The sequence below is a fragment of the Microbacterium sp. Leaf320 genome (genome assembly GCF_001423485.1).
Taxonomy (GTDB): Bacteria; Actinomycetota; Actinomycetes; order Actinomycetales; family Microbacteriaceae; genus Microbacterium.
Map to the genome: position 1 here is coordinate 16340 of NZ_LMOD01000002.1, position 23282 is coordinate 39621.

Annotated in this window: 11 protein-coding genes and 2 pseudogenes; 1 reads left to right on the top strand and 12 read right to left on the bottom strand. The window is 68.8% G+C overall.

The genetic code is table 11. The features are described 5' to 3' along the window. Positions 1 to 22: 22 nt before the first annotated feature. The 8 genes and pseudogenes from ASF63_RS04885 to ASF63_RS04915 all read right to left on the bottom strand — a co-directional run bounded on the left by ASF63_RS04885 (position 23) and on the right by ASF63_RS04915 (position 12276). Positions 23 to 5944 (bottom strand): Ig-like domain-containing protein, encoded by a 5922-nt coding sequence (locus ASF63_RS04885; protein WP_056510299.1) that lies wholly within the window; start codon positions 5942 to 5944, stop codon positions 23 to 25. Further along, complete coding sequence (locus ASF63_RS04890; protein WP_235560702.1) at positions 5944 to 7074, bottom strand: serine/threonine-protein kinase; 1131 nt, start codon at positions 7072 to 7074, stop codon at positions 5944 to 5946. The genes ASF63_RS04885 and ASF63_RS04890 overlap by 1 nt, the downstream gene beginning before the upstream one ends. A gap of 158 nt (positions 7075 to 7232) precedes the next feature. Then, on the bottom strand, positions 7233 to 7799 hold the full coding sequence (locus tag ASF63_RS04895; RefSeq protein WP_056510303.1) for a DNA-3-methyladenine glycosylase I: 567 nt from the start codon (positions 7797 to 7799) through the stop codon (positions 7233 to 7235). A 249-nt stretch (positions 7800 to 8048) separates the two neighbouring features. Continuing rightward, a complete protein-coding gene (locus tag ASF63_RS04900; protein WP_056510305.1) occupies positions 8049 to 8765 on the bottom strand; it encodes a GntR family transcriptional regulator in 717 nt (238 codons plus the stop codon). A 259-nt stretch (positions 8766 to 9024) separates the two neighbouring features. After that, positions 9025 to 9837 (bottom strand): HNH endonuclease signature motif containing protein (locus ASF63_RS04905; protein ID WP_157534290.1); only part of this gene is annotated, 813 nt, incomplete at its 5' end. Position 9838: 1 nt separating this feature from the next. Then, positions 9839 to 10198: pseudogene (locus ASF63_RS19620) on the bottom strand (DUF222 domain-containing protein); the annotation flags it as partial. 1 nt (position 10199) lies between these two features. Continuing rightward, positions 10200 to 10798: pseudogene (locus tag ASF63_RS19625) on the bottom strand (hypothetical protein); the annotation flags it as partial. A 431-nt stretch (positions 10799 to 11229) separates the two neighbouring features. Then, entirely contained in the window at positions 11230 to 12276 is a 1047-nt protein-coding gene (locus tag ASF63_RS04915) for an NAD(P)-dependent alcohol dehydrogenase (protein ID WP_056510312.1), read from the bottom strand. 112 nt (positions 12277 to 12388) lie between these two features. Between ASF63_RS04915 and ASF63_RS04920 the strand changes: the two genes are divergently transcribed. Further along, complete coding sequence (locus tag ASF63_RS04920) at positions 12389 to 13471, top strand: hypothetical protein (protein WP_056510314.1); 1083 nt, start codon at positions 12389 to 12391, stop codon at positions 13469 to 13471. Between the two features lie 127 nt (positions 13472 to 13598). On the opposite strand, the gene ASF63_RS04925 is transcribed toward ASF63_RS04920, so the two are convergent. From ASF63_RS04925 to ASF63_RS04940, 4 genes are all read right to left on the bottom strand, one after another. Beyond that, positions 13599 to 15668 carry an acyl-CoA dehydrogenase gene (locus ASF63_RS04925; RefSeq protein WP_056512677.1) on the bottom strand — a complete coding sequence of 690 codons (2070 nt, stop codon included), beginning with the start codon at positions 15666 to 15668 and terminating at the stop codon, positions 13599 to 13601. 151 nt (positions 15669 to 15819) lie between these two features. Continuing rightward, positions 15820 to 17055, bottom strand: a complete 1236-nt coding sequence (locus ASF63_RS04930) for an HTTM domain-containing protein (protein ID WP_056510316.1) — start codon at positions 17053 to 17055, stop codon at positions 15820 to 15822. Beyond that, positions 17052 to 17867: a DUF5819 family protein gene (locus tag ASF63_RS04935; RefSeq protein ID WP_056510317.1), complete on the bottom strand. Its 816-nt coding sequence runs from the start codon at positions 17865 to 17867 to the stop codon at positions 17052 to 17054. Before ASF63_RS04935 ends, ASF63_RS04930 begins: the two co-directional genes overlap by 4 nt. Before the next feature lie 76 nt (positions 17868 to 17943). Further along, entirely contained in the window at positions 17944 to 23169 is a 5226-nt protein-coding gene (locus ASF63_RS04940) for a choice-of-anchor G family protein (RefSeq protein WP_157534238.1), read from the bottom strand. Positions 23170 to 23282: the final 113 nt, after the last annotated feature.

Consider the following 23282-nt stretch of genomic DNA (forward strand, 5'->3'; position numbering starts at 1 on the left):
TGTGGTGGTCGGGAGACCCGCCTCAGGGGCAGGCGCCCGTCACTCGATGGGTGATGGGTGACAGGGTCGCGTAGGCGCCATTCCAGGTGATCTTCACGTCGAAGGCACCGGGGGTGTCGACCACGGGCGTGACGACTCGGTCGTACGACCCGCGGGCCGCTCCCGACACCGTCACGACGTCGGGCTCGCTCGCGGGCATGCACTGCCTGAAGTCGACGTCGACGATCGTCGGTGCGGTCGTCGCGGTGATGTTGACCTCACCGGAGCACGAGTCTGTCTGCTGCGCGTGGCATGCGCGAGCACGCACCTGGCCCGGAGACGCATCGGCGTTGAGGGAGAAGTCGTCTCGCCACGCGCCGTACATGTTGTACTTGGCGACGAATCCGTCTTCGACGTTGATGGCCGGAGCCGACGACAGGCCGTACGAGTACCGGTCGCCGTTCTTCGACGGCGAAGTCGCCACCGTGTAGGTGGTGTTGCCGCCGGGGCCGTCGACGAAGGTGAAGGTGAACACCGTCGCCGTCGAGGACTCCGCGACGCCGTAGCCGTTCGAGGCGCACGCCTTGACGTTGTAGACCTGATAAGCCTGGAGCCCCTGCAGCGACGGCGAGGCGGACTGCACCTCGGCGCCTGAGACCGAGAGCCGCCCATTGTCGGCGGCGCTGCAGCTGGCATTGCCCGAGCGCCAGGCGAGGTACACGACATCCATGGCCTGGGTGCTGCCGTTGGCCTGCGCGGCGATGCCCGACACATCGATCGAGGTGTTGGACGCAGCGCTCGCGTTGGTCCACTGCGGATCGAAGTACGGAGATCCCGCCACCGTCACCGAGGTGTGGAACGCGCCTCCCTCGTTGCCGCCTTCACCGTTCGGCGGCTGGAACTGGCTGATCGGGACGATCGTGAGGTTCTGCGCTCCTGGCGACAGCGCGATCTCCACCTGGGTCGTGCCCCCGTTCCGGGGAATCATCTCGCCGGTCTCCTCGATGCGGAAGGCCAGCGCGTCATCCGAGGCGTCGATCGCGAGCGCGACGATGCCCCGCCCGCGGTCGGACTGGCCCGGACGGTAGACCGGCGTCGCGGTCGCGTTCGAGACGACCGGCGCGGCATACGCCCAGCTCGTGAGGGGCGAGGTCGTGGCCGACGTGCCGACGGCGTTCACGGCGGCTGCGGTGAAGACGTGCGGCGCTCCGTTGACGAGCCCGTTCACGGTGCAGCGGTACGAGCCTCCCGCGGGACTGCACGAGGCGTTCGCCGGCGATCCGTCCTGCATGATGGTCACTCCCGAGACGCTCGGGTGTGCACGTCCGGCCTCGCCGAGAGGCACCTCGAGCACCACGCTCGTTCGGGTGAAGCCGACGGTCGTGACACTCGCAGGCGCCTGCGGGAAGCCCTGCAGGTCGAGCGTGAGGGTTCCTGTTCCGGTGCGTCCCTGAGCATCCGAGACCACGAAGGGGATGACGCACTGGCCGCCGGGCGCCTGTCCGCCGCCCGGCCAGCTCGCCGTGATCGACTTGCTGCCCGATGTCGAGACCGAGGCGACGTCGCAGCGTGAGCCAGCGCCCAGCGACATCAGTCGCAACCCGGAGCCGGGCTTGCCCGCGAACGGGTCGTACTCGCCCGCGACGTCCACCACGTCGATCGTGCAGTTCGGGCTCGTGACGATGCACTGCTTCGTGAACGTGGCACCTCGCGGAGCATCCGGCGGCGCCGCACCGACGACGAGACGGACGGATGCCGAGGGCTGCCCGTACTGCTCGACCGTGACGCTGATGTTCTCGCTGTTGCCCGGCTTGGCATCCGCACGGGCTTCGATCGTGAGGTTCTTGCCGTTGGGCGTCACGATGAAGGCCGACCCGGAGTACACGACCCGGTACACGAGCGAGCCCGAATTGCCCTCGCGGCCCCCCTCCCAGGCGGCCATGTTCGCGTACATGTCGATCGTCTCGGTCGCACCGGGGGCGATCGTGTGCGAGATGGACGAGAGCAGCAGCTGGGGCTCGGCAGGACGGATGCTGATGGGCACGTCGATGTACGACCAGCGCTCCTGGCCCTTCAGCCGCACGGGCACGAGGCATGTGTCCGACCACGGAGCCTCGCGGCCCGCCCGGTAGGTCGCGCCACCGGATCCTTCCGCCACGCACGACGCAGCCGCACGCTGGGCGCTGAACTGACCGCTGCCGACCTCGACGGCATCCGATGCCGTCAGATCGACGTAGTCGCTGACGTCGAACGATGCAGCGGCATCCTCGTCGACCACGACGGGCGTGGAACCGGGCTTGAGCTGCACCTGCATGTCGTCGAAAGCGGGGATGCGCAGGAATCCGTACGCGACGACGTCACGTCCGCCCGACCCCTTGCCCTTGAGCTGGAACGGGACGAGCGCGCCTTCGGTCGGAGCGGTACCCACGATGCGGTTGCCCTGCACGGTGTATCCGGGCTGATCGCCCCACAGGCTCAGGGTGAGCGACGATGTGTCTCCCGACGGCCAGCTCACGCGATCGGTCACGACGTCGATGCCTCGGTCCGCGAGGTCATCGCGGTCGCGAGCGGTGAGGACGGTGTCGGCGACGCTCGGCTGATCGGCGACGGCACCGTCGGTCACCGTGACCACGATCAGGCCCTGCGAGGTGCTCGAGGTGCGCTTCGACTTGACCGTGTAGAAGTAGGAGTTGGTGCCGGCGGTGTCTCCGGCGCGCAGCACGACCCGGCCCTCGTCGAGTTCGGTGTCGGAATCGATCAGGGCGTTGAGCCGGTCGTACAGCGGGTTGCCCTTGACCGGTGGAGCGTTGGGAACGAGCTCGGTGATCTCGAGTTCGCTCTGCGCGGGGTCGAGGTCGTTCGAACGGGGGTCGAGCACGATCGGGGTCTTGGACCCCGCCTCGACGCGCACATAGTCGCTGAAGGTCACGGGAGCGGTGTCGTCGACGTCCGCGTCGAGCACTCCGATGCGGACGACACCCGAGCCTTCCTCTCCCTGCGGGTCGCGCACGGTGTAGCGGAAGCTGGCCTGGCCGCCCTGGACGCCGGCCGCGGGGGCCCGGTAGACGATGGACTCGCCGCTCGCCGAGATCGTCGCGGTACCCGCGCCCTTCTCGGGCTGCTCGATGCCGGTGAGCACCACGCGATCGCCGTCGCTGTCCATCCCGTTCGCCGGAACCCGGAGCGAGACCGTCTGGCCGCTGAGCACGCGTCCGGTCAGAGTGGTCGGCGTCGGCGCGCGGTTCGTCCCCGGGGGCACGACCGTGACCGTCACGGTGCCGTTGTCGGAGAGCGACGGATTGCGCTCGAGCGAGACGGAGTAGGTGAGCCGGTAGGTGCCCGGCGTGGTCGGAGCGAGGTACCGCAGAGCGTTGCGGTCGGCGAAGACGAGCTCGCCGGCCTCGCCGGATCCGGTGACCTCGGGGAGGACGACCAGCGGTTCTCCTCGCGGCGCGACGTCGTTCGCCGTGACGCCGATGCGGGTGAGGGAGCCGGCGCGCACCGTGATCGCATCCGGGAAGACGATCGGGCGGGTCACGGTCGACGGCGGGGTGAGGAAGACCGTGACGGTGCCCTGCACCGCGGCTCCGGAGCCGTCGGCGACGGTCACCGTGGCCCTGCCGATGACCCCGGGCTCGCCGTCTTCGGTGGTGCCGTTCACACGGATGCTCTCGTTGCCGACGACGCGCACGTTCAGCTGCGGAGTCGAGCTCACGGCGTCGGACAGCATCAGCACCCGGCCGCTGGTGTTCTGCACCGCGCGCAGCACGTCGACCGTCGTGTCCTCGCCCTCGCGCACGAAGGCGGTCAGAGGTGCCATCGCGAGCCCGGACGAGCCGTCGACGGCGGTGATGCGGATGACCGCGGACTGCTCGGCCTGCGTCGAGACGTCCTGGGCGGTGTACGTCACGACGTACTGCCCCGGCTCTGCGACGGTCAGCTCGACCGTGCCGGAGGCGGCATTGGGGGTGACCTCGAGGCCCTGCGCGGTGGCGGCCGTCTGCACCGCGTCGACCAGTCGGTACGAGCCCGAGCCGCCGGACAGGTGATCGGAGATGCGGATCGACTGCAGCTCACCCACGCGGGCTGTCAGCGCGACCGGCGACGCCACGAGGGCGGGGCTCCCGGTGACCTGCACGTCGAGGGTCCTCTCGGCGGTCGCGCCGTGCACGTCTTCGACGACCACGGTGACGGCGATCACCGCATCCGCCGCGTTCGGGTCGGTGTGACGGATGGCCACACGACCGTCCGCCATCGGAACCACCATCACGGGCGATGACGAGTCGGTCTCGTAGGCGTCACTGAGCACGAAGGGGTCGCCCTCGGGGTCGACCCAGCCGGAGAGGGCGGAGACCACGGTGCTGCCACCGGGAAGGAGCTGCGGAGTCGGCCACTCCTGCTGGCAGGCGTCGACGCCGCACCACACGGGTGCCGAGTTCACGCCCGCGTCGACGACGTTCAGGGTCACGGTCGCGGGTGAAGACACCGCGGCACCGTCGGTCACGGAGTAGGTGAAGGAGGTCTGGCCCGACCCCGCCTTGACGTTGACGACCAGCGATTGACCGTTGGCGACGAGAGTCAGGTCGCCGAACGAGGGATCGCCGAGACCGCCCGCCACCGAGTCGGGGTCGATCGTCAGAACGTCCTTCTTGTTCGGATCGTGGTCGTTGAGCAGCACCGGGAGGATCACCTGCTCGCCGGCGCGGACGCCGAACGCGTCGTCGACGGCGACGGGCGGCAGCTGCTCCGCCACGTCCTCGACGATGATGGTGCCCTCCTGCTGCTCCGTCTCGTCTTCGATGGCCCACTGCTCGAGCGGGATCAGCACGCCGTCTGGCGCCGTCCAGATGAGTCCTGTGCCGGTCTCGCTCAGCACTGCGCGGTCGCCGTTCTCCTGGAAGACCGGCTCGATCGTCGCGGAGTCGAGTGCCTCGTCGGGGACCCGCAACGGTACGGTCTCGCCATCGACCCACAGGGTGCCCGCGCCGGTATCGAGCCAGGCGGCATAGGTATCGTCGCCCACGACCACCGGGGCCGCGGGAACACCGGTCGCGTCCGCGACGCGCTCGGACTCTCCCGAGTCGAGGTCGACCGACACGAGTCCGTCGGAATCGGCGATGAACAGGGCCTCGCCTGCGGTGGCGCCCTCCTGCAGGCGCGCATCTTCGGCGACGTCGAGCTCGACGGGTTCGTCGCGACCCTGGAGCCACAGCTCACCGGACCCCGTCTGCAGCATCGCCCAGCGGTCGCCCACAACGGTCACGGACAGCCCCTCGCCCGCTTCGGGAGCCGAGGAGACGGATGCCGGATCGCCGAGGAATCGGTGTTCGTCGATGTCGAATCGGCGCACGGCGCCCTCGTCGGCCGAGTACAGCACGAGCAGACCGTCGGGCGACAGCCCGATCGCATCCGCCGTGTAGGTCGGAGGGTCCTCGCCCTCTTCGACCTCGACGCCCGCGAACGGGTCGACGAGCGCGGTGGCCGCACCCGCGTCGAGCGTCGTCACCGAGACCTGGCCGGTGTCGGTGCGGTAGGCCACGTAGGGGCCCGCAGAGAGGATCTCCCGCGTTCCCGAAGGGGTCGGCTCGGACGCGAGCGGGGTGCCCGCATCCGACGAGTCGGAGAGCAGGTCGGTCGGGCTGGCGGGGTCGAGATCCCAGCGCTGCCTGTTCCCCTGCGCGTAGAGCACGGCGGCAGAGCCGCTCTGCCAGACGGCCTCGGGGTCGTCGACGTTGCGCACCGTGTCGATCTCGGCGAGCTCGGTGTTCACGCGGGCGTACTGGCCGCTGTCGCGCATCACCCAGACCGCGGACTCGAGGCGGGGCACCTCCTGCGACTGGTATCCCTGCGCCGTGACGGCGAGGGTGACCACCACGGCGAGGGCTGCGACCCCCGAGATCGCGGCGATCAGACGGCCTCGCGACCGGGGCTTGATCTCCGCGCGGTTGCGGTCGCCGATGGCCATCAGAGGATCCCTGTCAGGTAGAGGACCGCGATGCCGACTCCGGCGAGCACGGCGGCGCCGATCAGCGCGCCGATCACTCCCGCGACGAGGGGCGAGCGGGTCTTGGTGCGGGCGGCTGGCAGGTCGTCACGGTCGCGGGGTGCGGCCTGCTGGCGTGCGGCGCGGACGGCCCGACGCGAGTCGGGGGCCACCGTGGTGATCACGGGTCCGCGCGGCGCGGAGTCGGAGAAGCTCACTGGCGCCGCGGCCGCCCATTCGGCGGATGCCGCCTCGAACGCCGTGGGGTGGATGCCCAGCTCGTACTGCGCCCAGCGCAGCCGTTCGGCGAAGTCGGCCATGCTCGCGAACCGCTTGGCGGGATCGCGGTGCATCGCCGTCGCGAAGATCTCGTCGATGATCGGCGGGATGCCGGGCACGGGCACAGCCGTGTAGCGGGCCTTGATGATCCGCTCGGTGAGCTGGTCGCGTGAGTTCGAGCCGCGGTCGGGCCGCTCGAAGGGGCTCCGACCGGCGAGCAGTGTGTACAGGGTGGCGCCGAGGCTCCAGATCTCGCTCGGCACGGACCCGGAGACGCGTTCCTGAAGCACCTCGGGCGAGCTCCACGGCACGGACATCGCGATCGTCTCTCCGTCGCCCTCGTCGATCACGGCGGCAGCGATGCCGAAGTCGGCGAGCACGGGAGCGCCGAGGGAGTTGATCAGGACGTTCGAGGGCTTTATGTCACGGTGCAGCAGCCCTGCCCGGTGCACGGTCTCAAGGGCACCCGCGATGCGCACGCCGGTGTCGAGAACCTCCGCGAGCGCGAGCGGCGCCTTCTTGTAGCGGGCGCTCATGGTGTCTGGGCAGTACTCCATCGCGAAGTACGGGCGACCATCCGCGGAGATCGACGCCTGGTAGATCGTCACGATCGACGGGTGCGCACTGAGCCGTGCGGAGATATCGGCCTCGACGTTGAAGGTGCGCAGCACTTCGCGGTTGACCGCATCCGCGAGAAGGACCTTCACCGCAGCGACGCGACGCGGCATGTCCTGCTCGTAGAGGAACACGTCGGCGAAGCCGCCGGAACCGAGCGGACGCACGTAGCTGTACCCCGCCAGCGTCGGCGGTGTCGATGCCATGCGCGTTGCCACTCATGCTCCTCACGGTCGGATGGGGAGACCGCGCCCTGCATGAACCCGGCGCGCTGCGCTGGGCGTTCCCCCCGATCACCGAGTATATCGAGGGGATCGACGATCCCGAGGGTCGCTCGAAGTCACGGCCGTGCGGTGCAGGCTGTGTGGGGTGGAGATCAGGCCCGCCAACATCCCTCGATGTGGTCGTCGACCATTCCTGCTGACTGCATGAGCGCGTACATGGTGGTGGGTCCGACGAAGCGGAAGCCGCGCCTGCGCAGCTCTTTGCTCATGGCCGTGGACTCGGGAGTCACCGCGGGGACGTCGGCGAAGGAGGCGGGACGGATGCCGGGGGTGGGCGCGAACGACCACATCAGCTCGTCCAGCTCGCCCTCTGCCATGTTCCTCACTAGGCGGGCATTGCCGATCGTGGCCTCGATCTTGGCGCGGTTGCGGATGATCCCCGCGTCCGCCATGAGCCGTTCGATGTCGGACTCGTCGAACTCGGAGACCGTCTCGACGTCGAATCCGACGAAGACCTCTCGGAATCGAGGGCGCTTGCGGAGGATGGTAATCCAGGAGAGTCCTGCCTGGAACCCCTCGAGTGCCATCTTCTCGAACAGCGCACGGTCGCCGTGCAGCGGGGTTCCCCACTCCTCGTCGTGGTAGCGGCGGTACTCCGCATCGTCACCCACCCATGCGCAGCGTTCGCGGTGGTCGGGCCCGGCGATCAGAGACGTCATGCCATCACGTTATCCGGGCGCACCGACATGGGCCGGGGTTCGGGAACGCTCGCACACATGCGGGCCGGACGTGTTGCTGCTGGATGCGAAAGGTGTGGACGAGCATGCGCTCGCCCACACCCGGTGTCCTGCTGCGCCGGTCAGGGGATCGCTGTGCGATGTCGACCGGACCGATGGGGAGATCGGCCAGATCAGAACCGGCGTCGCAGATTTCTCGATCGGCGTGGGGCGCCGATCGAAGGGTGGCGATCAGCGAAGGGGAGGTTCGCTTTCCGCACCCCGTCTGGGGGATGCTGCGGGCATTGACCCGAGCATTTCGAGGAGGGACGTTCCGAAGGCGTCGAGCGCCTCGGAGGCCGCACCGTGTGCGCCCTGTGCGAGGGCTGCGCGCGCCGCGGTGAGGAGTGCGCGCCTGCGTGGGCGCCCCGAATCCACATCCACCCCGTGACGGCGGGCCGTGTCGGGGTCGACGAAGAGCCGAAGCGGTTCGATGTGATCCCCGACGATCAGGGAGCCGAGGCGACCGAACTCGCGGGAGATGAGCGCTTCGGCGAGGTCGAGATAGGCGGCCAGCTCACAGTCGGAGTCGGCGAGCGGGATGCGCGTGGCCGGTGCCTCCGGCAGCGACTCGGCCGGTGAGCCGGTCGGCGAGCGCGTCAGCGACTCCTTGACGATCAGTCGATCGATGACGCGGGCGCGCTCGATCATGTCGACGCGCGACCAGTCCGCGACGCGCGTTCCGGCGTTCGGGGAGACGTGCACGAATCGCATGTCGGAGAGTCGCGTGAGCGCCTCTCGGACGGGGGTGCGCGAGACAGCCCAGCTGTGTGCGAGCAGATCGAGGCGAAGACGCTGACCGGGTGCGAGCCTGCCGCTGACGATCTCTGCGAGCAGGCGCTCGTATGCGAGTCCGCTGAGCAGTTGAGGTCGCAGCTGTTCCTCGAGGGAACCCATCGACATGGTCATGCCTTTCTCATGGTGCGGAACGCTGGTGAACGGAGGTCTGCTCGGTCGTGCGAATGCCCTCAGGAAGAAGGGCGTCTGGCCGGCATTCACCAGCCAACCTGCTGCGGCGGGCCTCCGGTGGCCTCTCGGGTGCGCGTGCGCGTGCGGAGAGCCGACAACCAGTAGTCGCTCCGCAGCAGTCAGTGCTCGATGCTCGGCGGTCAGTAGTGGACGCGGTGCGGTGCGATGCATGCCGAATCACCCCACGGCAGTGGGGTGTTCAGCCGGCGCGGGCAGGTGTCGGCGATCGGTGGCGCTTTCGCGCGCAGCTGAGTCTCGGTGCGCGCCATCGTTGCTCGGGGTCCCACCATCTCGGACGCCGCACCTGCGGGACGCCCTCATCCATCCGGATCTCCCACCCCGAGCTGCCCAGACTTCGGTGATGCCACCAGCACAACGGCACGCCGTTGTCCGTGTGGGTCGGCCCACCTCTCGCGTGTTCGACCACGTGATGGATCTCACACCACGACGCCGGAACATGACACCCCGGGATCAGACATTCCTTGTCGCGGGCGACGATCGCCCGCCGCTGATGCACCGTGAACACCCGGTCGGTGGTCGTGATCCCGATGATCCTGCCCTCATCCATCAGCACCCGCTGGATGGTGCCCGCGCATCCGATATGCGCGGCTACGGAGACGGGCACGTGGGCACCGGATCCGGGGATCGTCGCCCAGCCACCGTTGCCGTGGTGGGTGCCACTCGCTCCGGACGCAGCATTCCCGAAGGCCGCCCCGTCGCCGTGCGAGGCGTGGCCGGCAAGGTCTTTCACGTCGACGTTCACGACCAGGACAGGTGACGCTCCACCGAGGGTGGGCATGTCGTTGTGACGGGCAGCGATCGCGACCACCATCGCCAGAGCATCGTGGCGCTTCTGCGACGCGGTGCGATCATCGAGCACACACCGCGGATCCGAATTGAAAGGGTCGGCATCGTCACCGTCTGCGCCCGCACCTGCATCCGTGTCGACGTCGGAGTCATCGCCAGTGCTGTCGCTGGGGGCGAAGTGCACGCCGGGCATGGGCGGGCCGTCNGTCACCGTCTGCGCCCGCACCTGCATCCGTGTCGACGTCGGAGTCATCGCCAGTGCTGTCGCTGGGGGCGAAGTGCACGCCGGGCATGGGCGGGCCGTCACCTTTCGGGTTGAGGATCGCGTCCATGATCAGCTGCAACTGCGCCGCAACGTCCGGGGTCAGATATCCGCGGATCGCATGCACGCCGTCGGTCAGACGGCCGATCGTGATGCCCCGTCGACGTTTCGAGTCCTCATCCTTCGGTTCCTCCCCGTCCGGGTCGAACATCGACGCGAGATCCTCCGCAAGCGCCTTCAAGTCCTGCACCGTCGGCGCAGGCCCCGGCGCATCAGCCTCCCGATCGTCAGCATCTGCATCGTCNAACATCGACGCGAGATCCTCCGCAAGCGCCTTCAAGTCCTGCACCGTCGGCGCAGGCCCCGGCGCATCAGCCTCCCGATCGTCAGCATCTGCATCGTCATCGTCGGCCACGACACCGTGCCCGCGCGCGCAGCCCGCCAACGCGACATCCGCCGCCAACCGTTGATCGACCGTGAGGCGATCCCACACCTTCTCGATCGGCGCGGTCGCCGCCAGGAACCCGGTCACCCCGACTACCCCGTCGAGCAGCGCGAGCCGCAGCTCCGACCAGCGGGCCGGCATCCGCTCCCCCGAAAGGGTCGTCGGGCGCCGCACCAGATCGACGACCCTGTCGACCCGGGTCGCACCGCGCACATCCACCCGCACCGTCCGCTGCAACAACTCGTTCAACCCCCGACACCCCGCGGAGTGCGGGAAGTCACCCGGATCCCCCGTCGCGACGGTCTCGACGATCACCGCTTCGACCCGACGGAAGACAGCCCCGGCACCCTGCAACACCGTGACCCGATCCGCGTCCGAAAGCCCGGCCAGCGCGTCGTCGGACAGCACCGTGTCGAGGTCGGCGATGACCCAATCCAGAAGCTCCACGGTGCTGTTCATACCCGTCAGTCAACCGGCAACCACCGACATTCAAGACCCGAAACCACACCGAATTACCCCAGATCAGAGTCGTATTCCAATCTCCCAGAATGACGCAGATCCGTCCACTGAGAGGGCACATAGGGTGGCGGCGCTGAGGCGGCCCCGGAAGAGATGAACAATCCCCGGAGAGGCAAACCCCAGGAGAGAAGAACAGCCCCCGGAGGCAAGCCCCCGGAGAGAAGAACAACCCTCGAGAGGCAAGCCCCCGGAGAGAAGAACAACCCCCGAGAGGCGCCCTCAGAAGAGAAGAACAAGCCCCAGGGAGGCGAACCCCAGGAAAGCCGAGAGCGCGAGACAGACAACAGCGAGAGGACAACAGCCCCTCCCCGAACGCAGCGGTGGCCCCGCTCGAAGAACGGGGCCACCTCTTTCACACAACCGCGGCGATGTCAGTCCGCGATGGTCTTGGCGTCGATGACGAAGCGGTAGCGCACGTCCGAGGCGAGAACGCGCTCGTACGCCTCGTTGATCTGCGAAGCCGTGATGACCTCGATCTCCGATGCGATGCCGTGCTCGGCGCAGAAATCGAGCATCTCCTGCGTCTCGCGGATGCCGCCGATGTTCGATCCGGCGAGCGAGCGGCGTCCGCCGATCAGCGAGGAGACATTGACGGCGAGCGGCTCGGCCGGCGCACCGACGCAGACCATCGACCCGCCCACGTCGAGGAGGCCGAGGTAGGCGCGCAGGTCGACCACTGCGCTGACCGTATTGAGGATCACGTCGAACGACCCGCGCAGCGAGCGGAAGGTCTCGGGGTCGCTGGTCGCGAAGTAGTGGTCGGCGCCGAGGCGGATCCCGTCGTCCTTCTTGTTGAGGGTCTGCGACAGCACGGTCACCTCGGCTCCGAGAGCATTCGCGATCTGGACGCCCATATGGCCCAGTCCCCCGAGCCCGACGACGGCGACGCGGGTGCCGGGTCCGACATTCCAATGCCGCAGCGGCGAGTACGTGGTGATGCCGGCGCAGAGCAGAGGCGCGGCGACATCGAGGGCGAGAGCATCGGGGATGCGCACGGCGAACGACTCGGTCACGACGACCTGCTCGGAGTAGCCGCCCTGGGTGATGGTGCCGTCGCGGTCGGTGCTTCCGTAGGTGAAGACAGCACCGTTCGAGCAGAACTGCTCGTCTCCGCGCAGGCAGTTGCGACATTCACCACAGGAGTTCACGAGACATCCGACGCCGACGCGGTCGCCGACCGCGTGCTTCGTGACCTCGGAGCCGACGGCGGCCACGATTCCGGCGATCTCGTGCCCTGGTGCGAGCGGATAGCTCTGCGGGCCCCAGTCGCCGCGCACCGTGTGGATGTCGGAGTGGCAGATCCCCGCGAACGCGATGTCGATCAGGATGTCGTTCGCACCGAGCTCTCGGCGCTCGATCACGGTCTTCTCGAGCGGCGCGGCTTCGCTCGGTGCGGCGTAGGCGTGGACACGGGTCATCGAAGACTCCTCGGGTCGGTTCGGGTGGGGCAGATCGACACTACGGGGTGAACCTGTGTCGTTCCGGCACTCGGATCGGTAGCGTGGGGCTACGACTCCGGAGGGAAGTCCTATGCGCCGATCATCTTTGACCGCCCGCCTGATCACGATTCTGATCGCTCTCATACTGACGCCGATCGCCCTGATACTGCTGTCCGTCGGCGGACAGACGGTGAACCTCACGCTCCTCGCCTATGGATTCGACGGCTACCTGGCGCCCCTGGTCGGGTCGTTGCTTCTTCAGGCTCTCGGTCTCGCGCTGCTCATCCTGGTCGTGCTCACCGGCATCTGGAGTTCCGCCGGCCTGATCGTCGTCGGCATCTCCAGCATCGTTCCCCTGATCGTCGCGGTGTTCCCCGTGACGCTGTCGTGGATCATCCGGATCCTGCCACGGGACTGGGGCGACGGACTCGTCTATGGAGTGCCTCTCGTCGTGCTCGCGCCCCTCGGGGCGATGGGATTGGTGCTCGCTCTCGTCCGCCGAGACCCGCGACCGAGGGGCACCGCCCTGAGCGTGATCGGCATCGTCGCCGCGCCGCTGCTGCTGACCGCCGGCGCCTGGGCGCTCACCTGGGGCATCGCCGACGGAGCGCTCTTCGCCCTGCAACGATTCGAGTTCGACCTCCGTCCCGGTGCGGCATCGGCGGTCTTCGCCGGCGTACTGCTCGTGATCGCGGGCATCGCCGTGACGAGGTGGTCTCCCTTCGCGCTCGTGCTTCCGGCACTCGCGCTGCTGGTCGCCAGCATTCTGCTGATCGCCGCTCCCGAGACCGCGTTCCCGCTGCTGTTCGAGCTGCCGCGCGGACTGAACACCGTGGTTCCGACCCTGCTCCTCTACGGCGGCGGGGCAGCGGCTGGGCTGCTGTATCTCGTGTTCACCGTCGTGCTGCTGCGCGTCCGAACCCAGCCGCGGCTCACTCCCGACGGTTCAGCGCACTCGGGAGACGCCTCGTCCGCACAGGCACAGTACTCGACGGGGCAGTATGCGGACGTGCAGTATCCCGGCGCACAGTATCCCGGCGCACAGAACGCTCAGAACGCTCAGACGCAGTACCCGCCAGCGCAGTTCCCACCCACCGCGATGCAGCATCCGTACCCGCCGTCTCCCGGACAGCAGCCGCCTCCCGCACCGTACCCGCCTCAGCCCGGGCCCTGAGCGCGCACCCAGACAGACGACACCGGCAGACGACACGGGTACACGACACCGACAGACCACACCGACAGACGACACCGGCCGGGATCCCACGATCCCGGCCGGTGTCGTCGCAGTCGCGAACTCCGCGTCAGCGCTTGGCGTTCTTCTTCAGCACCTTCTCGAGCACCGGAGCCTCTCCGGATGCAGCGAGCGCCGCGTAGTACTCGCGCGCTTCGTCCTGACGCTCGCGCTCGGCACCGGAGGCGATGGGTGCGCGCACGTGCTCCGGCTCGTAACCGAACGCGTCGACGAGATCGAGCGCGTACGGGCGGAGCCGCGTGCACAGCCGATCGATGTACCGCGACACCGCTGCGGCGCGCTGCGTCGACAGGCGCCCGTTGATGAGGTGCCACGCGAGGTGCTTCTCGATGAGCTGCAGTCCGAACAGGTCACGCAGCCAGGTGAGCACCTTCTTGGTATCGGCGTCCTCGACGCGGCGGACAGCATCGGTGAACGCCTCCCACTGCAGGAGTTCACCGTGCGCACGTGCCGCCTCGATCAGCTCGGCCTGGTTCTCGTTGAACAGCCGGGCACCGAGGACCTTGTCCTTGCCCGCCGGACGCAGTCGACCGGCGACGTCGGCGACCATCTGCTGCACGCGCTCGGCGAGCAGTTGGTGCTGCTGCTCCTCACGCAGACCGTTCTCGACCGAACGCGCGACCTGCCCGAGGTCGACGACCGACTGACCGAACTGGCGCAGCCCCGCGCCGTGGAACACCTTGCCCGCGGTCATCCCGACGGCGAACTTCGCGAGCGCCGCAGCATCCTTGCCTGTGAACTGCTTGGCGTAGTCGGTGAGCAGACGCTTGCCGACGAGCTGCAGCAGAACGTTGTTGTCGCCCTCGAACGTGACGTAGATGTCGAGGTCGGCGCGGAGCCCGACGAGGCGGTTCTCGAACATGAATCCCGCCCCGCCGCAGGCCTCACGAGCCTCCTGCAGCGTGTCGAGCGCATGCCAGGTCGACAGCGGCTTGAGCGCCGCAGCCAGCGTCTCGAGGTCTTCGCGGTCGTCGGGGGTGTCGGTGCGACCCGAGAACACTCCGTCGAACTTCTGCAGGAACTCGTCGTGCGCGAAGATCTGCGCATACGTCGTCGCGAGGCGCGGGAACAGTCGGCGCTGGTGCTTGCCGTAGTCCAGCAGCACGACTTCCTGCCCGTCGGCTCCGTCGAACTGGCGACGCTGGGTGGCGTAGGTGATCGCGATCTTCAGACCGAGAGCGGATGCCCAGGAGGCAGCACCGTCGAGCGAGACGCGCCCCTGCACCAGCGTGCCGAGCATCGTGAAGAAGCGACGACCCGGGCTGTCGATCGCGCTCGAGTACGTGCCGTCGGCGGCCACGTCGCCGTACTTGTTCAGCAGGTTCGTGCGGGGGATGCGGATGTGGTCGAAGCTCAGGCGCCCGTTGTCGATTCCGTTGAGACCGCCCTTGAGTCCGTCGTCCTCCCGGCCGATGCCCGGCAGGTCGACTCCGTCTTCTCCGCGCAGCGGCACATAGAAGCAGTGCACGCCGTGGTTGACGCCGTTCGTGATGAGCTGCGCGAACACGGTCGCCGCGATCCCGTGCAGAGCCGCGTTGCCGAGGTATTCCTTCGTGGCGCCGCGGAACGGCGTGTTGATCACGAACTCCTCGGTCTCGGGGTCGTAGGTCGCGGTCGTGCCGACGGCGGCGACGTCGGATCCGTGTCCGATCTCTGTCATCGCGAAGGCGCCGGGGATCGAGAGGTCCATGACACCGGGCAGCCACTTCTCGTGGTGCTCTGTGGTGCCGAGCTGCAGGATCGCGGAGCCGAAGAGCCCCCACTGCACGCCCGACTTGATCTGCAGGCTCGGGTCGGCGACGACCAGTTCCTCGAAGCCCGCGATGTTGCCGCCGTTGTTCTCCTCGCCGCCCAGCGACTTCGGGAACGCGCGATGCACAGCCTTGTTCTCGACGAGCAGGTGCAGCTGGCTGAGCACGCGCTCACGGTGCTCGTCCTTGCCCAGTTCGTCCTTACGCCAGAACGCCGAATCCTTGATCATCTCGCGCGCCTCGCGGCGGGTGTCGGCCCAGGTGCCCATCAGCAGATCGGTGACCCTGGCGACGTCGAACGTCAGGTTCGCGTCTGCGTTGTCGGTGTGGGGGCGAGTCGTCTTCGGACGGACGGCGGCGTCGACCATGAGCATTCCTCTCAGAGGGAAGTAAAGATGCTTCCATGGTAGGTCTGCCACAACCAGGGGCGAACTGCCCTGTGGCCATCCTCCAATGCCGAGCGGGCACGCCGCCCCACCGCGTTGTCGTCAGACCACAGTCGGCACCACGCGAGACTCGTCAGGCCCCGACGGTCGCTCCGGGCGGAGGTGCCGTCTTCGTCTGCTCCCACCGCCTCTTGGTCCCGGAACTGAGCCGAGCCCATGTGCGGTCACGGATGAAGATCGAGTCGATCGCGATCATCGTGAGCGAGAACCACGGCAGCCCCATGAGCACGCCGATGCCGATGTGGAAGGAGAGGATGCCGATCAGGCCGATCAGACGTGTCGGTCGGGTCAGCAGCATGAGCGGGAACGCGACCTGCAGGATGATCGACCCCCACGTCGCCGCGACGACCATCGGCCCCCACGTCGTGACGAGGTCGCTCAGCACCGGCCAGGTGCCGAACCGCGCGGTCTGCAGCGGGTTGTAGACCGCGTACCCCTCCTCCCAGGGAGCACCGCCCGCCTTGTAGAGCGCACCTGACGCGTACACGAAGCACACCTGTGCGGTGAGCGCCACGAGCGCCAGGTTGTGGAACACCGTGCCCAGCAGCGCCGGCTGGCTGTTCGGAGCGAACCATTCGCCGCTCTTCGCTCGACGCTTGGCATCGAGCGACCAGCGGGCGGCGGGGTCTGCGAAGAACAGCAGCAGCAACGCGATGCGGAACATGTTGTCGCCCTGATCGCCCACCATGTCATTGGCCTCGATGAACCCCACCCAGAGGCAGAAGAAGACAGGCAGCACGATGCGGAAGCGCCATCCGAGCACGAACAGCACCGCGAGGACGCCGAGGAGCAGATACAGCGCCGTGTACAGGACGTCGTTGCCCATCGCTGCGTGGAAGGCGCTGAAGATCCAGATCTTGGGGAACTCGCTGACGGGCCCAGCCATCTCGCCGTTCCACGCGGACCCGGATCCGAACGTGTACAGACGAGTGCCGAAGTTCGCCACGAGCAGGCCGATCGCCGTGACACCGAAGAGGATCCGCGTGACCGCGAGCCCGTAGAGCGCCTTCTTGCCGTTGAAGAGCCAGTCGCCGACGAACGCCGAGATGCGGTCGATGGCCGAGAGCACCATCGCCCAGAGCCCCGCGATCATCGACGACGCGAAAGTCAGCAGTCGAGTGACGAAGGACTTCGGCGGCGCGGAGGCCGGAGCGGGTGCCGGTGCCGGCGCCCGCTCCGGGGTCGAGGGTGCGGATGCCGGAGCAGGGGCCGTGGTCGTCGCGCGAGCGGCCGCCGCATCGTTCTTCTTCGCGGCATCCTTCTTCTTCGCGTTCGCCCGGGGCGCCGCGGTCTTGATCGGCGCGCTCACGGCTGGATCCTCTCGAACTGTGCGCGGAAGGTGTCGGCGAAGTTCTCGCGACTCTGGCCTTCCTCTTCTATAGGCAGCCGCCAGCCCGTGGTCGAGAACGTCGGGTCGGGGCGCTGCGCGCCGGGGTCGTTGCGATCCGCATAGGGGACCACGTTCTGCCTGCTCACGCGGTACTGCACTTTGATGACGGCGTCGGCGCCCCAGATCGCATAGGCGACCTGAGTGGCGTAGGCGGTCGAGAGGTGCTCCTCCGCCATGTACGCCTCGGTCGACGGATTGTCCCCTTCGAGCTCGTCGAAGGAGCGCACCATCCACTCCTCCCAGTCGCCCTCGGCGAAGTCGAGCCCGACCACGGCCTTCTGGTCTTCGTTCAGCTTGTTGAACGCGTTCATCTGACCGCTGGCGACCTCGCTGGACTGGATGCCGGCGCGTGGCGGCATGAGGTTGTACCGGATCATCGAGAGCTCGACGTCGGTGGCGCTGACCCATCCGGTCTCGATCTCCTCGCCGTCCTTCTCTATGACGGCGCGGACGTTGAAGTGGTAGTCCCCGTTGATCGGCTCGGGAGCGAAGACGCTCCACGACTGACCGAACATCGGCAGCATGTAGCCGGCGAGCACCTCCTGAGTGGGGATCTCCCGCAGCGCCGAATAGGGCGCGATCCACAGGAACGACGCTCCGACATGCCACAGGGTCAGCAGGCACGCCGCGAACGCGATGAGCTTCACCCACCAGGTCGGGCGGGGTCGCGCCTGGGCGACGGAAGCCGAAGCCGCCTGCTCTTCCGGTGAGGTCTCAGTCATCGTGCTCATTCACATCCTTCTCACCGCTGAAGGTCGGAGCCGCCTCATCGACGGCTCCGACCTCTCAGCGTTCGTGCACTGCGTTCTACTCCGCCTGGACCATCGGCCGGCGAGATCGTGCGATCCGCGTAGCCCCCAGTCCGAGCATCAGCAGCAGGGCCGCCAGAGCGATCCATCCGCCCTGGATCTCCCCGCCGGTGGTGGCGAGGCCCGAGGCCACGACCTGGAACGTGGCCGCAACGCTGCCGGAGCTCACTCCGGTCAGGGTCACGGTGTGGGTTCCGAGATCGGTGCTGGACGGGACCGTCCAGGTGAAGGTGACCGTTCCCTGGGCGTTGGCGACCTGGGTCCCCAGTGCGATCGGGGCGGAGGTCATCACACCGCTGACGGATTCACCCGGCGCGAACCCGGTGCCGACCGCGGTCTGCTGGGAGCCGCGCTCGAGAACCGGGACCTTGATCGCGATGGCGATCTTGCCGGTCGGATCGGCCGCTGCATCCGCAGAGGCCGAAGCCTCAGCCGTCGCCGAGGCCGAAGCCTCTGCGGCGGACTCAGCCGAGGCGTCAGCGGCAGCCGACGCGGAGGCCGTTGCGGACGACGAGGCGTTGGCCGCCGCGGCCGCCGACGCGTTCGGGTCGGCGTCGGCCGAAGCCGACGCGTCAGCCGCACTCGTCGAGGTCGCATCGGTCTGCGCCGCAGCCTGAGCCGCAACCGCCGCGGAGGCATTCGCATCCGTGGTGGCCGTGGTCGAGGCATCCGTAGAGGCGTCGTCGGTCGCCGCGGCCGAAGCCGCTGCATCCGCCGTCACGTCCGCAGCCGCCGAGGCGGTGCTCGTCGCATCGGCGAGTGCCGCAGCGACTGCCGCCGCCTCCACAGAGGCGTTGCTGTCGTCGTCGGCCTGAGCCGATGCCGACGCGGATGCCGAGGCGTTGGTGTTGACCTCAGCGGACGGGTCGGCCGCTGCCGATGCGTCCGCCGTGGCGACCGCATCGGAGGAGGCATCGGTCGAGGCGCTGGCGATCGCCGCCGCGCTCGCGTTCGATGCCGCACTCGTGCTGGCGTCCGACGTCGCCGAGGCCTCGGCCGCGGTGTCCGTCGACGCGTCTGCCAGCGCCGCCGCCTGAGCCGCGATCGCCGCGCCGGCGTTCGCCTCGGAGGTGGCGTCCGCGGTGGCCGCGGTCGACGACGTCGCCGTCGCAGCCGACTCCGCCGCCGCTTCCGCTGACGGATCGGCCGCGGCCGAACCCTCAGCCGTGGCGTCGGCGAATGCCGCAGCCTGAGCCGCCGCCTCCGCGATCGCATCGGTCGAGGAGTCTGCATCGGCCGATGCGGATGCCGAAGCCGCCGCGTTCGTGTTGGCCGAAGCCTCGGAGGAGGCATCCGTCGACGAATCCGCCGTCGCCGCCGACTCCGACGATGCCGCCGAGTTCGAGTCCGCCGCCGTCGAGGCATCCGCGTTCACGTCGTCCGACGCATCCGCCTGAGCCGCCGCCTGTGCAGCCACCGCCGCAGAGGCGTTGGCCGTCGAGGTGACGTCGGTGGATGCGGTGGTCGATGCGTCCGACGTCGCCGCGGCCTCAGCCGCAGACGTCGCATCGGCCGTCGCCGCCGCGGAGGCGGTCGACGTCGCGTCGGAGAGAGCGGCGGCCTCTGCCGCGGCCTGAGCCGACGGGTCGCCATCTGCGGTCGCGTCAGCCGAGGCGGATGCCGAAGCAGCCGCGTTCGTGTTGACATCGCCCGGGTCGCCCGCGGTCACCTCTGTGGTGTCCGTGTCGCTGAACGCACCCGACGTGGCCGTGAGCGTGTAGCCCGTGCCCGGAACCGCATCGGCGGGAACCGGGTAGTTCGCCGTGAACGCACCGAACCCGTCGGTCGACGCGGTCACCGGACCGCCGACGTTCGCGCCACCACCCGGCGCCGTCAGCTGCAGCGACACTGTGGAGTTCACAGGCCAGCCCGTTCCGGTGACGCCCAGATTTGTGCCCGCGGGGACGGATGCGGCCGCGTCGACGACGACCGGAGCCGCCGTGACCTCGGTCGTGTCGGTCGCCGTCTGGGCGCCCATGCTCGCCGTCACGGTGTATCCCGTGCCAGCGGGGGTGCCGGCGGGCACCGGGTACTGCAGCGTGAAGCCGCCGAGCCCGCCCGTCGTCACCACCTGAGGAGTGCCGATCACCGCGCCCCCCGGAGCGGTCAGCTGCACTGTGACTTCGGTGTCGGCCGGCCAGTCGGTGCCCGAGACCGCGAGGTTCGTGCCCGCTTCGACGGTCGCCGCCGCATCCACCGTCGCCGCAGCCGTGACCGCGGTCGTGTCGGTGGCCGTCTGAGTGCCCACGCTCGCCGTCACGGTGTACCCCGTGCCGGGTGCCGCCGAGGCGGGAACCGGGTAGTCCAGCGTGAAGCCGCCCGTCCCGTCCGTCGTCACCGTCTCAGGCCCTCCGACGTTCGCGCCGCCACCGGGTGCGGTCAGCTGCACCGTCACCTCGGTGTTCGCCGGCCAGCCGGTGCCCGTGACAGGAAGGCTGGTGCCCGCCTGCACGGTGTCTGCGGCATCCACAGCGGCTGCAGCCGTCACCTCGGTCGTGTCGGTCGCCGTCTGCGTGCCCACGGTCGCGGTGACCGTGTAGCCCGTGCCGGGAGCCGCCGAGGCCGGTACCGGGTAGTTCAGCGTGAAGCCACCGGTGCCATCCGTCGTCACCGTCTCAGGACCGCCGACGTTCGCGCCGCCACCGGGCGCGGTCAACTGCACCGAGACCTGGGTGTTCGCCGGCCAGTTCGAGCCCGTGACAGGAAGGCTCGTGCCCGCTTGCACGGTGGCTGCGGCATCCACTGCCGCAGCGGCCGTCACCTCGGTCGTGTCGATCGCCGTCACCGCACCTGCGGTCGCCGTCACCGTGTACGCGGTGCCCGGAGCCGCCGAAGCGGGAACCGGGTAGCTCAACGTGAAGCCACCGGTGCCATCCGTCGTCACCGTCTCAGGACCGCCGACGTTCGCGCCGCCACCTGGCGCGGTCAACTGCACCGAGACCAGGGTGTTCGCGGGCCAGTTCGTGCCGGAGACCGCGAGGTTCGTGCCGGCCTGCACCGTCGCCGCCGCGTCGATCGACGCGACCGGAGCGGCCGTCACCTCGGTCGTGTCGGTCGCCGTCTGCGTGCCCACGGTCGCGGTGACCGTGTAGCCCACAGCGGCAGGGGTCCCTGCCGGCACCGGGTAGTCGAGCGTGAACGAGCCGGCTCCGTCGGTCGTGACGAGCTCGGGGCCGCCGATGTTCGCGCCGCCGCCGGGAGCCGCGAGCTGCACCGAGACCTGCGTGTTCGCGGGCCAGTTCGTGCCGGAGACGCCGAGGTCGGTGCCCGCCTGCACAGCGGGTGCCGCGTCGATCGTCGCCGCAGCGGTGACCTCGGTGGTGTCGGTCGCGGTGCTCGTGCCGTCGGTCGCCGTGACGATGTAGCCGGCGCCCGGCGCCGTGGCAGCGGGGATGAACACGCTGCCGGTGAAGGCACCGGACGCATCCGTCGTCACGGTCACTGGGTCATTGACGATACCGCCGCCAGCGGTCGTCACCTCCACCTCGACATCGGTGTTCGCAGGCCATCCCGAGCCTGTCACGGGAAGGTTCGTGCCCGCCTGCACGGTGTCAGCCGCGTCGATCGCAGCGACAGCGGCCGCAGCCGCCTTCACCGTGGATGAGGCGAGGTCGAGCTCGACCCCGCCGCCGACGGCCGGGAGAAGATCGATGCCGAGCGCACGCACGGTGAAGCTGTCACCGGGGATGTCACCGGGTTCGGACTGCTCGTTGATCGTGATGGTCGCCACCCCGGACAGCACGCCCTGGAGAACCGGGTCGAGTGTCGAGAGCAGAGGACCGGTCAGCGCGGCGAGCGCCGGCTGCACGAGCGGGATGACGCTGTTCAGCGCGGTGTCCACCAACGGCCCCGTCGTCGTGGCGACGGCCGTCGTGACGGCGCTCACCACCGGGTTGAGCAGCACGCCGATGTTGAGCCCGGCGAGCGTGATGTCGGTGGTCACTGCCGGAGCCGGAGCCGCCGTGCCCGCGAACTGCGCGAGGGTTCCGGCGACCGTGACGTCACCTGAGACGAGGTCGATTCCGGTGAGCGGGTTGGTGAGGTCCACCCCGACCGTCAGCGTGACCGCCAGCGAGTCCAGCGTCGAGGCGAGGATCGTGGAGACCTTGCCGTTGAGGCTGTTCGGGTGCGTCCCGGTGAGCGCCGTGGTGATGCCCTGCTGGATGGCCGCGATCGTCGTCGCGGACAGCACCGGCGTGTTCGCCGGGAGCGAGTTGAGGTCCGCACCGGCTCCCGTCTCGACGAGGATCTGCGCGAGGTCGACCGAGATCGTCCCGTCGCTCAGGTCCACGAGGACCGATCCGGTGGTGTTCTCGACGGGTTCCGTCAGCAGTTCGGCCACGACCGTGTCGCCGACCGTGTCGATGCCGTCGATCGCGACGGTGCCACCGGTGGCCTCGAAGGCCGCGACCAGCGGGACGTCGGGGATCGCGTTGATCGTGTTCACCAGAGTCGTGACGAGCCCCGTGAGCGCTCCGCCGGGGCCGGCGAGGTCGCTGACAGGCGTCACAGTGCCCTGGATGGTCGAACCCAGAGTCGTCGCGAGGCCGGCGACCAGGTTGCTGTGCAGGTCGAGGTTCAGATCCGCGATGCGGTACTCCGACGCGACCGTTCCGGCCGTCGACTCGGCGCGCGAGGCGAGTGCTCCGATGCCGACGGATGCCTCATCGAGGACAGCGTCGGTGAGGCCGGCGACCGCGAGCTGGTCGAAGAGATCCGTGAGTTCGAGGGTCGCAGGGTTCGTGCTGCCGTCGATGGCGCCGGTGTCGATCGCGCCACCCGAGGTGATGACACCCGATGAGGCGATGGACTGCGTCTGCAGGGGCGAGGAGCTGAAGCTCTGCGCCGCACCCAGATCGCCGAGCTGCAGGAGACCGGGTGTGGTGCCGTCGGTCAGCAGCGCGATGTTCAGTGTCCCGACATCGATGTTGAGCGCTTCGAGCAGACCGACGTCCAGCCCTCCGAGCTCAGACCCCGGGGCGGCGGGGTTGCTGGTGATCGTGTGACCGAGCGCTGCGATGTCCAGGCCGCCGAGCAGATCGGCGGGCAGCTGGATGATCTGGCCCTGCGCCACCGACGGATCGGTGGGCTCCGCCGCATCCAATGCATTCGCCGCTGTGGGCACCAACGCGCTCGCGAGGATCACAGCCCCGGCGGTTGCGCCGGCGATCCCCCCTCCGATGGCTCTGCGTCGCCGCAGAGTCTTCCCCCTCAGAAATTCCATTCGCCTCTCCCGTGATGCAGATGTTCCGCGTCACAAGGCCCTCCCCAGGCGTCGACACGAGTCGACCGAGCGCATGTCCAGACAGTATTGCGGGATGTGGATTGTTAAGTCCA